General features: G+C 42.0%; 10 protein-coding genes. 5 read left to right on the forward strand and 5 right to left on the reverse strand.

Features of this window, described 5'->3' with window-relative positions; translation table 11 throughout:
• Positions 1-400 precede the first annotated feature (400 nt).
• The 3 genes from GQS54_RS06170 to GQS54_RS06180 all read right to left on the reverse strand — a co-directional run bounded on the left by GQS54_RS06170 (position 401) and on the right by GQS54_RS06180 (position 4322).
• The gene (locus tag GQS54_RS06170) at positions 401-1072 is read right to left on the reverse strand and encodes a pseudouridine synthase (protein WP_205967649.1); all 672 of its coding nucleotides are present in this window, start codon (positions 1070-1072) and stop codon (positions 401-403) included.
• Entirely contained in the window at positions 1069-2634 is a 1566-nt protein-coding gene (rmuC, locus tag GQS54_RS06175; RefSeq protein WP_166423147.1) for a DNA recombination protein RmuC, read from the reverse strand. The genes GQS54_RS06170 and rmuC overlap by 4 nt, the downstream gene beginning before the upstream one ends.
• Before the next feature lie 164 nt (positions 2635-2798).
• The gene (locus tag GQS54_RS06180; protein WP_166423148.1) at positions 2799-4322 is read right to left on the reverse strand and encodes a fumarate hydratase; all 1524 of its coding nucleotides are present in this window, start codon (positions 4320-4322) and stop codon (positions 2799-2801) included.
• Between the two features lie 185 nt (positions 4323-4507).
• On the opposite strand from GQS54_RS06180, the gene pabB reads away from it, so the two are divergent.
• From pabB to GQS54_RS06195, 3 genes are all read left to right on the forward strand, one after another.
• Positions 4508-5944 (forward strand): aminodeoxychorismate synthase component I, encoded by a 1437-nt coding sequence (gene pabB / locus GQS54_RS06185; protein WP_166423149.1) that lies wholly within the window; start codon positions 4508-4510, stop codon positions 5942-5944.
• A gap of 4 nt (positions 5945-5948) precedes the next feature.
• Complete coding sequence (locus GQS54_RS06190; RefSeq protein WP_166423150.1) at positions 5949-6554, forward strand: CoA pyrophosphatase; 606 nt, start codon at positions 5949-5951, stop codon at positions 6552-6554.
• Positions 6555-6702: 148 nt separating this feature from the next.
• Positions 6703-8076 carry an L-serine ammonia-lyase gene (locus tag GQS54_RS06195; protein WP_166423151.1) on the forward strand — a complete coding sequence of 458 codons (1374 nt, stop codon included), beginning with the start codon at positions 6703-6705 and terminating at the stop codon, positions 8074-8076.
• A gap of 122 nt (positions 8077-8198) precedes the next feature.
• Here the strand turns inward: GQS54_RS06195 and cysB are convergent, their stop codons facing one another.
• The gene (gene cysB / locus GQS54_RS06200; protein ID WP_166423152.1) at positions 8199-9173 is read right to left on the reverse strand and encodes an HTH-type transcriptional regulator CysB; all 975 of its coding nucleotides are present in this window, start codon (positions 9171-9173) and stop codon (positions 8199-8201) included.
• A gap of 195 nt (positions 9174-9368) precedes the next feature.
• Here cysB and GQS54_RS06205 point away from each other — a divergent pair, with 195 nt between their 5' ends.
• Both GQS54_RS06205 and GQS54_RS06210 read left to right on the forward strand, forming a co-directional pair.
• On the forward strand, positions 9369-10061 hold the full coding sequence (locus GQS54_RS06205; protein ID WP_166423153.1) for an ATP-binding protein: 693 nt from the start codon (positions 9369-9371) through the stop codon (positions 10059-10061).
• 85 nt (positions 10062-10146) lie between these two features.
• Positions 10147-10869: a hypothetical protein gene (locus GQS54_RS06210; protein ID WP_166423321.1), complete on the forward strand. Its 723-nt coding sequence runs from the start codon at positions 10147-10149 to the stop codon at positions 10867-10869.
• A gap of 52 nt (positions 10870-10921) precedes the next feature.
• Here the strand turns inward: GQS54_RS06210 and GQS54_RS06215 are convergent, their stop codons facing one another.
• Positions 10922-11815: a LysR family transcriptional regulator gene (locus GQS54_RS06215; RefSeq protein ID WP_166423154.1), complete on the reverse strand. Its 894-nt coding sequence runs from the start codon at positions 11813-11815 to the stop codon at positions 10922-10924.
• Positions 11816-11893: the final 78 nt, after the last annotated feature.

The raw sequence follows: 11893 nt of genomic DNA on the forward strand, positions 1-11893 counted from the left end.
CAGATACAAAAGACTGTTTTTTTTACCCTTACTAAACGCAATAAATTATAAACAGGTTTACATTAAGAGGATATAACTTAATTACCTAGCAGACATGATTATTCGAGAAAATTATGAATGAATTCAAAACAATAGGTATTAACCTTTGGTATATAATTGGCGCTGAATCGATGCCACAAACGTCATTTTAAGCGTTTTATTTCTTTCCTTTTAAAACGACAAAAATAAAATCAAAACCTACAAAAAAAGAATGGGTAATTGATAAAAAAAATAACCTACTAAGCAAAAGAATAAACTCACTGGCATAGCAGGTAGAATTAGATTTTATTCTTAATGTTCAATAGACAGTATGGCGTCATTTAACGCCACCGTAATTAGCGCTTCGTAAACAATAAAACCATCAAAATGGACATGGCGCTTCTACTTGCATCGCCTCTTTAGTATGGGGATGTACAAACTTTATTTGCTGGGCATGTAGCATTAAGCGCGACGCTAAATGCTCACTTTCATTACTACCGTATAAATCACAACCTAGAATAGGATGCCCCATGGCTAAGCTGTGTATGCGCAACTGATGAGTGCGGCCGGTCTCAGGCGTAAACACCACCCTACTTCGTGGTGGATTGTCTAGATAATCCACCACTTGATACTGACTGATTGCTTCTTTACCTGTTCCCCAGCAAATTTTTTGACGAGGGAAATTAGGTGGATCCCTTGCTATGGGCACAGAGACCCTGCCCTGTGCATTTTCAATATGCCCTAACAAAATACTGATATAACGCTTTTCGACACTGCGTTGCTGAAACTGCTTAGTCAGGCAAGCATTACTGGCTTTATCAAGTGCCAATAGCAACACGCCCGATGTACCAAAATCTAGTCGATGGGCCATTAAGGCAGAGGGAAACTGCTGAACAAGTCGATAATGTACCGAATCTTTATTTAACGGATTCTTGCCCGACAAACTTAATAAGCCGCTCGGTTTATCAACGGCTAACAGATAATCGTCTTGATACAATATTGTTATCGACTCTTTACAAGGCGGAGCAATAAACGTATCAATGATTTGGGTCATAACGATTTCTCGCTCTTTTGCCCAAAGTCTATAGGGTCAGGGTTATTAGCGTCTTGGGAGCCAGTGAGTAGGCTATTTTCACTTTGATCTTCATCAATGTCTTGTAATAAGCGCGCATCTAGCTTTTTATTTGACTGAACCCCAAGCTCTCTAAATTGTTCAGCTTGGCGAATAAGGTTTCCCTTGCCCGTTGTCAATTTATTCATTGCAGCATCATAACTGCGCTGGGTAGATTCCATAGACTTACCGACCTTTTCCATATCATTCACAAAGCCATGAAACTTGTCGTAAAGTTTGCCCGCGTTAGCCGCTATTTTTTGTGCATTTTGATTCTGATATTCGTACTGCCAAATATTATTAATAGTTCGCAATGCCACCAATAAATTTGTTGGGCTAACCAGCATAATATTGTGATCAAATGCCAGTTTAATTAGTTCTGGTGCGTGTTCCGCCGCCAATAAAAACGCTGGCTCAATAGGGATAAACATCAACACATAGTCAAGGGTACGCAGTCCCTTTAGATCTTGATAATCTTTACTACCGAGCTCTTTAATGTGATTACGTAAAGATGCGACATGTTGATTTAAATATACAACTCTTGATTCTTCATGCTCTTCATTAAAATAACGTTCATAAGCCGCTAACGAAACTTTAGAGTCGATAACGACGTCTTTGTCATTGGGTAAGTGCACGACGACATCGGGTTGATAGCGTTTGCCACTGTCATTTTTAAGCGCAACTTGGGTATTGAATTCATGCCCTTCACGCAAACCAGACTCTTTCAATACTCGCTCAAGTACCACCTCGCCCCAATTTCCTTGCTGTTTGTTGTCACCTTTGAGGGCTTTCGTTAATGCTGCTGCATCATGCGTGATCTGCTGATTAAGCTCTTTTAGGCCTAGAATTTCAGTTTTCAACGAAGCGCGTTCTTGTCCTTCACGCACATATTGCTCACTTACTTGTCTCTTAAAGCCCTCAATCTGGTCTTTTAACGGATTTAGCAGCGCATCAAGTCCTGCTTTACTAGACTGCTGAAACGACGTGTTTTTTTGTTCAAAAATTTTATTTGCTAAATTTTCAAACTGTTGCTGTAAACGTTGCTCTGATGATTCCAGTAAAGCGAGTTTTTCGTTATTTGAAATTTTTTCTTGCTCAAACCGCGCTGTTTTCTCGGCTAGTTCTTCACGTAACTCACCAGCATGTTGTTGAATTTGCTGATAATGACCTTGCCAACGTTTACTGTCTTGCTCTAACGTCGGCACTCGTGCCACTTGTTGCGTGAGTTGTCCGAGCCTATTTTGTAAACTTGCCTGGTGCTCTTGTGCGGTTCTGTTTTCACTAAGAGATTCTTGCAGCGCAGCTTTTAAGTCAAATATTTGTTGTTGAGTATAGGCTTGGGACTGCTGAAAATTATATTCAAGTTGAGTCTTAAGCTCTGCGCGCCTGCGGGCTGAAAAAAAAGAATTCACTAGCCATCCTAAAAGCAAGCCAGTCGTCACTGCAGCCCCTAATAAAATGAGTAGATTAGGATCGTCAAAAAAGGGCAGTTCAAGAAAATTCATAGGGTGGTAATAATCCTTAAAAATAACAGTTAATCAAACAGTAATAGCAAAAAAGGAAGGACACTCAGCAATGGTGGATTAGCGTAGCTGAATACCCCCTTGGCAAACACCATAAAAAAAGGCGCCATCAATACGGCGCCTTTTTGCTAGTATCTGTTTTGATACTAGCCCTTTGCGTAAGCCTCTTGAATTTTAACTTTCCAAATTGCTGGGCCCGTTTCATGAGCATTTGCCCCGGTACTGTCTACCGCAACAGTGACCGGCATATCTTGTACATCGAACTCGTAAATCGCTTCCATACCTAAATCTTCAAATGCCACGACGCGTGACTTTTTAATCGCTTTTGAGACTAAATATGCCGCACCGCCTACCGCCATTAGGTACACGGCTTTGTGCTTAGCAATACTGCTTACGGTAGCAGGACCGCGCTCAGCTTTACCGATCATACCAATAAGACCCGTTTGATCTAACATCATGTCGGTAAATTTATCCATGCGGGTAGCGGTAGTAGGACCTGCAGGGCCAACCACTTCATCACCCACTGCATCAACAGGCCCCACGTAATAAATGAATCGATTGGTTAAATCAACACCCTCTGGCAAGCCTTCACCATTGTCGAGCATAGTTTGAATACGTTTATGAGCAGCGTCGCGTCCCGTTAACATTTTACCGGACAACAAGACGGTTTCGCCCACTTTCCATTCTTGAATATCTTCTTTAGTGACATTATCCAAATTTACTCGGCGGGTATCTTTACTCACTTCCCAAGTAACTTCTGGCCAATCACTTAAGTCTGGCGGAGTAAACTCTGCAGGTCCCGAACCGTCCAAATGAAAATGTGCATGGCGGGTTGCCGCGCAGTTAGGGATCATCGTCACAGGTAGTGATGCAGCGTGCGTAGGTAACGATTTTATTTTAACGTCAACAACTGTCGTTAAACCGCCCAGTCCTTGCGCGCCTATGCCTAAATCGTTTACTTTTTTAAATATCTCAAGTCGTAATTTTTCTTCCGTGGTTTGTGCACCACGTTCCATGAGTTCTTGAATATCGACAGGATCCATCAAGCTTTCTTTAGCCAGTACCGCTGATTTTTCTGCAGTACCGCCAATACCTATCCCTAGCATTCCAGGAGGACACCAACCCGCCCCCATGGTAGGTAATGTCTTAACAACCCAATCAGCGATGCTGTCATTAGGATTTAACATAACCATTTTAGATTTATTTTCTGAACCACCACCTTTAGCGGCAATCATTATCTCAATACCTTCACCTGGTACTGTATCAATGTGGACAACAGCTGGGGTGTTATCTTTAGTATTTTTACGGGCGCCAGCAGGGTCAGATACGATTGAAGCACGTAAGGGGTTCTCTTTATTGTTGTATGCACGGCGAGTTCCTTCATCAACCATTTGTTGAACGGTCAAATCGGTTTTATCCCATTGTACGGCCATACCAATTTTAACAAAGCACGTCACGATGCCGGTATCCTGACATAAAGGACGTTTACCTTCAGCCGACATACGGGAGTTGATTAAAATTTGTGCCATAGCATCTTTTGCTGCCTGACTTTCTTCCTTATTGTAGGCCTTTTCGACTGCCTTAATATAATCCAATGGATGGTAATAGGAGATAAACTGCAAAGAATCTTCAATGCTATCGATAAAATCCTGTTGACGGATAACAGCCATAAATGCCTCTTGTTTGATATGTCACAAAAATTCGACAATGTGATGCCAAAGATATCGACAATTGTCGTTCGTTAGTGGCGCTTATGATAACCTGTCAAACAACTTTGCTCCACGACAAATCGCCTAATACACCTTGCAATGAGACGTATTGGCGCAAATTAAATAGCGAAATAAAGCGTTACACAATGGAAAACCTTGAATTGCCAACTTTAACCATCACTCCATTTAACATGCCCAAGCACTGTGCCATGAGTTATTTGTTCGCGCATTATGCCCATCAAAACTGGGCTATGTTATTGGACTCAGCCAATAGCAGCCATGTAGATGGGCGATTCGATATCATGGTCGCAGACCCTATAGCGACCTTGGTGACCGTTGGTAGGCAAACTAAAATCAGTTTCCTCAACGCCCCTGAAAACGATTACCTTAGTGCAGCCAACCCAATTGAATTAATTCAGTCGGTAATCGATTCATGTTTTGTTGGTAAGCAATCAATCGTTGAGGCTCAGTCACTGCCTTTTAAAGCGGGGGCATTGGGGTATTTTGGATATGATTTAGGTCGTCGCTTTGAAACTCTTCCTAATATTGCACACAACCCATATTCTGCGCCCGATATGGCGGTGGGTATTTATAATTGGGCAGTCATAAAAGATAACGAAGTTGACCAGTTTTACTTGTGTCATTTGCCAATTGAACAAGGCGATACTGTCCCAAGTATCAGTGCGCTACAAAATATAGTAAATTTATCAGTCCACGCTACCAGCCATCAAAGCGAACCTTTTACCCTTAATAGTCAATGGCAATCCAATATGGATAAAAGCGCCTATATTAATAAAATTGGTAAAATTCATGATTACTTGCATGCTGGTGACTGCTATCAGGTCAATTTAGCACAACGCTTTAATGCCTCTTATAGAGGAGACGAATACCAAGCCTATTTGCGTTTAAGGAATGCTAATCAAGCGCCATTTTCTGCATTCATCCGCATTCCAGATTCAGTCATTATTAGTATTTCTCCCGAACGTTTTTTATCGGTAGATAAAAATGGCAAAGTACAAAGCAAGCCGATAAAAGGGACCCGACCTCGTTCAACCAATAATGAAATCGACCTGAAAAATAGTCAGCAACTGAAACAATCAGCCAAAGATCAGGCTGAAAATTTAATGATTGTGGATTTGCTGCGTAATGATTTGAGTAAAACCTGTGAACCCATGTCGGTGGCGGTCCCTGCGTTATTTGAGATTGAAAGCTTTGCCGCCGTGCATCACCTTGTATCGACCGTGACGGGGCAACTCGCATCTAACATTTCTGCACTTTCATTATTGCAAGGTGCGTTTCCTGGTGGCTCGATCACCGGCGCACCAAAAATTCGCGCGATGGAAATAATAGAAGAGCTTGAACCTGACAGACGTAATATATATTGCGGTAGCATTGGTTACGTAGGTGTCGACGGCGATATGGATAGTAATATTTGCATACGTACGCTGCTGTTAGAAAACTCAAATCTTTACTGCTGGGCTGGGGGTGGTATTGTGTTAGATTCAACGGCACTAGAAGAATATCAAGAAAGCCTCGACAAAGTGTGTAAAATATTGCCCGTGCTATTAAAAGAGAATATGTAAACGCATGACTAAAAATGAATTTCTCTCACGTTTTCATCATGCTCGCACCATCCCGATCGAGCCTGACTACCCTCTACATAGTGCTGGAAAGCCAGCTGCGGTGCTAATGCCTATGATAGAAAGGCGTGGGCAACTCAGTATGTTATTTACCCTGCGCTCTAGGCATTTAAAACACCATGCAGGTCAAGTCAGTTTCCCTGGCGGTAAGCAGGAACCAAGTGATAATAATTTACTCAGTACAGCCCTTAGGGAGACCCATGAAGAAATTGGTGTTCACCCGCAATGCATTGAAGTAATTGGCAATCTTCCGCTTTATCGCACGGTAAGTCGCTATGAGGTTGTACCTTATGTAGGTTTTGTGCAAATGCCACTCGAACTAACCCTCGACACCAACGAAGTTGAATCCGTATTTGAAGTACCCCTTAACTTTTTGCTCGATAAAAATAATCATTTTATTCACTGGGTGACGCGTAAGAATGCTCAACAACATCCGGTGTACTTTATAAAATGGCATGATCAGGTGATCTGGGGAGCGACGGCAGCCTTTGTGCGTGTTTTGTCTAATCATATCGCATCTGATGCTTATTCTAGCGAGAACACTATTTTTTGAACACAAACCTAGTCACGTCAGTATCATATTTTCATCGCAACAGAATGTTTACATTACTCAATGAAAATATATCTAAAGTGTACGTTGTTCATCCCGCTACAAACCTGCACAATTGTGCTCCTCATTATTTAATAGGTTATGCGTTTTTATGATCAGTGTTTTTGATATGTTCAGTGTTGGCATCGGCCCTTCAAGCTCTCATACAGTGGGCCCAATGAGAGCGGCAAAAGAATTTAGTCAGCAATTAAGAAACCTGAGCTTATTTGAAAAGACGGATGAAGTTCGCGCGGAATTATTTGGCAGCCTAGGGCAAACAGGCAAAGGCCATGGTACGGGTAAAGCCGTCATATTGGGCTTATTGGGTCATGCACCTGAAACCATTGATGCCGGGGCCGTCGACGATATGTTAGTCGCGGTGGAGCAAAGTCAAAAGCTACTTTTAGACCAAACTATTCCCGTTCGCTTCGCGGCTAAAAATGCCATTGTATTCCATCGACGCAAAACGCTTCCTCATCACGCTAACGGTATGACAATTCATGCTCTGCACAAGGGCGATATCATTGCCTCACAATCTTACTATTCTATTGGTGGTGGCTTTATCATCCGTGCAGAAGATTTTTTAGAGCAGAAAACGGCGGCACTTACCTTGGTCGAAAAACCTGTACCCTTCGCTTTTTCAAGTGCCGAAGAGCTGGTACGTTTGTGTAAAGAAAATGGCTTTTCAATTAGTTCGTTGATGTATAAAAACGAGCAAGTTTTTCAATCAAAGAATGAGATTACCGCCAAGCTTTGGCATATATGGCAAGTCATGCATGAGTGCATACAAACAGGCATTAAAACCGAGGGGATCTTACCAGGCGGTTTAAAAGTGACTCGACGCGCACCGGGATTACACCGTCGCCTACAAAGTGAGAAAAATGCCGATCCGATGGTAGCTATGGATTGGGTTAATCTTTTTGCACTGGCGGTTAACGAAGAAAATGCTGCAGGCGGACGCGTAGTAACTGCACCAACCAACGGAGCAGCTGGCATTTTGCCCGCTGTGTTGGGCTATTTTGATAAGTTCGTGCGCCCAGTAGATGAAGATATCGTCAGTCGCTATCTTCTCACCGCAGCAGCCATCGGAATTTTGTATAAAAAGAACGCGTCAATATCCGGTGCCGAAGTTGGCTGTCAAGGTGAAGTCGGCGTGGCGTGCTCTATGGCGGCTGGGGCATTAACCGAAATTATCGGCGGTTCAGTGGACGCAGTAGAAAACGCCGCAGAAATAGGTATGGAACATAATCTTGGCTTAACGTGCGATCCGGTAGGAGGTTTGGTGCAAGTGCCTTGCATTGAGCGCAATGCAATGGGCGCGATAAAAGCAATTAACGCATCACGATTGGCGCTTCGTGGAAGCGGACAACATAAAGTGTCCCTCGATAAAGTCATTAAAACCATGTGGGACACAGGTAATGATATGAAATCAAAATACAAAGAAACGGCTCGAGGGGGCCTAGCAGTTAATATTATCGAGTGTTAACCTAGTTTCGAGTCAATAAAAGGACCTGCACATAAAAAAGAGGCAATACGTTGCCTCTTTTTTATGTTTTATTGACGATTTATACCCGATAACAATATATCAACTGCAGCCTATCCCTGTTATTACTTAACGGGTAATGTCAGGCCTTTAAACATACGCTCAACTTCGTCATTGTTTTTCTGCATCATGGCTTTCTCAACCACGCTTTTGGTTAAATGGGGGGCAAAACGCTCAATGAAATCGTACATATAACTGCGTAAGAAGGAGCCTTTGCGGAAACCGATTTTGGTGGTGCTATATTCGAATAAATGGCTGGCATCTATTTTAACCAAATCACTGTCGAGCTTATCATCTACCGCCATTGACGCAATAACGCCGATACCCACGCCAAGGCGCACGTAAGTTTTTATCACATCAGCATCAGTCGCGGTAAAAACGATTTTAGGATCTAATTCTGCACGGCTAAAGGCTTGGTCTAACTCTGAACGACCCGTAAAACCAAATACATAAGTAACCAATGGATACTGTGCAATATCTTCAATTGTGATAGAAGTATTCTTTGCCAGCGGGTGATCACGGTTGACGATAATACTACGATTCCAATGGTAACAAGGCAAAAATACCAAGTCATTATACAAATGCAATGCTTCAGTAGCGATAGCAAAATCAGCCTCGCCTTTTGCGGCTAAGTCACTGATTTGTGAGGGTGTACCTTGATGCATATGCAATGACACTCGAGGATATTTATTCATAAACCCCTTGATTACATCGGGCAATGCATAACGAGCCTGAGTATGGGTTGTAGCAATATTTAGCTTACCTTGATCAGGCAAGGTATGTTCTCTGGATACCGCTTTGATACTTTCAACCTTGGCCAAAATTTCCCGTGAAATATTAATTACATCCTGCCCAGCATCGGTTACATGCGTAAGGTGCTTACCGCTACGGCCAAAAATTTGTACTCCTAGCTCATCTTCTAACATACGTACTTGTTTACTAATGCCCGGCTGAGAGGTGAACAAACTTTCGGCCGTAGCCGACACATTAAGATTATTGTTGAGCACCTCAACGATGTAACGGAGCTGTTGTAATTTCATGGCTATGCCTTGATAGTTATATTCAGAGTTATATATATATTAATTTCTTATATACCTAGTGGCCAATTAATTCCATTAAATTTTCGAAAAATGCCAAAAAACTTCTGTATGGTAAGTCACTAAATCATTGTAAATTAAAGAATACTCGATTTTTATGCTAGTGTATTCAAGTCATTTGCAAACCCAAGGTCAAGTATGAACAACAACGGACAGATTGATTTTGCCACAGTATTAGCATCAGCGGTGCACGACATGAAAAATTCTTTGTGCTTATTGATTCAATCCATCGAAGAACTTGGGCATACCCTTAATGATCGAGACATAGAGGTTGGTGAACACTTCGCATCTGCACACTATGAAGCGGCACGTCTAAACACTGGTTTAGTGCAACTATTGTCATTATATCGTGCTGGCATGAATAATATGCCGTTAAGCATAGACGAACATTATGTCGAAGATGTAGTTGAGGAAATTCTCGCCGCCAATGAAAGCTATATAAATCATAAAAAAATCACCCTAAACGTTGAGCAAGAGCCTGAATTAATGGGATACTTCGACTCAGATTTAGTTGGCTTGTTGTTAAATGATGTGTTGATTAATTCCATGCGTTACTCCAACAAGCATATTTTGCTCAGGGTATTCCAGAACGATCAGTATCTAATATTTGAAGTACAAGACGATGGGCCAGGTTATCCTCAGAGTATGCTTGAAGCAAACACGGCGACCATGCATGATTTCGATCTAAGTCAGGGTAGAACAGGCCTTGGCTTATTTTTTGCTAGGTTAATAGCACAAGCCCACAAAGCGCACGATAGCGTTGGTTCTATATCGCTCGCCAATGGTGGCAATTTAGGCGGCAGCGTATTTACCTTAAAAATACCTGTTTAAAAATTTTATATTCAGGCAAGCGGTGAGAATAGAGTAATAAATGGTTTTCCCAATAATAATTGTGCTTATAGTGTCGTTGATTGTCATGGCGATCATCGTTAATGCCGTGCAGCAGCACCGTAATAAGGTCGAGGCCGAAAAGCGTGTAGAAGTCGCTAAACAGAAAAACGTAATTGATGAAACAGAAGAAATCTTGCTTGCGGCAGAACACATTCCCGTTAGTCAGCAACTCAAATTCATTTTACAACAACGAATACTCAACGCCTTAAAAATTATCGGCCAAGTTAATCCTGGGGTAATGGACATTCGTAGCCGGATAGCAAACTCGACAGGTAAACTCAAAACCTTAGCAGAGAATAAAGAATCAACCTTTCCTGACACGTTCACATTACCTTCTAATGACAAACAGGTGGTGCAGTATATAAAATGTGTAAAAAAGATGCGTGGGCTGGTGCGCTCAGAATACACCAAGGGGCGAGTAGATAGCAGCGCTTTCATGCATGAAGATAAATATTTGGAGCGCTTACAACTGCGTGCGAACGTTGAAACACTTATGCGCCGAGCAGATACATCCATGCAGGCTCAACAATTAGGTTCGGCTCGTCAATGTATTGAAAAAGCCATTACCGCCCTTGATAGTCAGTCCCAGCCTGACGATTACATTATACAAAGAAAATTGGAACTTGAAGGACAACTCAAAAAGATCCAAGATAATCTGCGCAGTGCAAATACAGAAGATGTACTGAAGCGTAAAGAATCTGAACGCAATGAATTAGATGAATTATTTTCTGAGAAGAAAAAGTGGTAACAAGCCACACCACTTAATTATTCTATTACAAGAACGAGCACCTGCTACGAACTTAAGATTTCGGCATATTTTGACTGACCCAATCCCATAATGCTTGGGCTGAAACTGACATATTACTCTGCTCTTTCTTAAGCATTCCTACCCGTTTTCTCAATCCTTCTCCCTTTATCGGTAGACAAACTAATCCTAATCTTTGCATTTGCTGCTGACATAACCCTGGTACAATCGACACACCCAACCCATGCTCTACAAATTGCCCTAACGTTGCCAATTGCGATGCTTCAGCTACCATACTCAGTTTTACATCTAATGTTTCATAGTGACTATCCACCCATCGACGGATAGCGGAACCGCGATTCATCGCAATAAACGGATATTTTGCAAGTTGCGCCCAGCTCAGCTGAGTACATTTAGTTAATGGGTGGCTTTGGGGTACAACTGCGATAAATTTATCAGTGAACATGGGAAAAAACGTTAACCCATCTAATTGCTCAGTTTCAAATGTAAAACCCAGCGCTACCCTTTCGTCAGAGACCGCTTTAATAACCTGTTCCATTACAATGTCAGAAACACTCACCTTTACATTGGGAAAGTGCGATTGGAATTGCAATAATATTGATGGCAAATGTCCAACTGCAAAGGACGGCATCGCAGCTATGGATAATTTACCCCGCCCCATTGAAAACACTTGTTGTAAATCACTAAACGCATCTTGCCAGTCGTTGACTAAACGTATCGCCGTCGGTAAAAAATCTAGACCTTCTGGGCTCAGCTGCACCTTACGCGTCGTGCGAGAAAATAACGAGCCTCCCACCTGTTCTTCCATCTTCTTAATAGCACTTGATAAAGCAGGCTGCGATAGAAACATTTTTTGCGCCGCTTCAGCAAATGTATTCGACTGAGCCACTAGCACAAATGCCTGGAGCTGACGGTATGACACATTCATTATCTATTCCTTCCAGTCATTAATAAATTTTATTTATTAATAAGCATATTAATTCAACTTTACTATCAAAAGATAGTC

Source organism: Paraglaciecola sp. 20A4 (assembly GCF_011378905.1).
Taxonomy (GTDB): domain Bacteria; phylum Pseudomonadota; class Gammaproteobacteria; order Enterobacterales; family Alteromonadaceae; genus Paraglaciecola.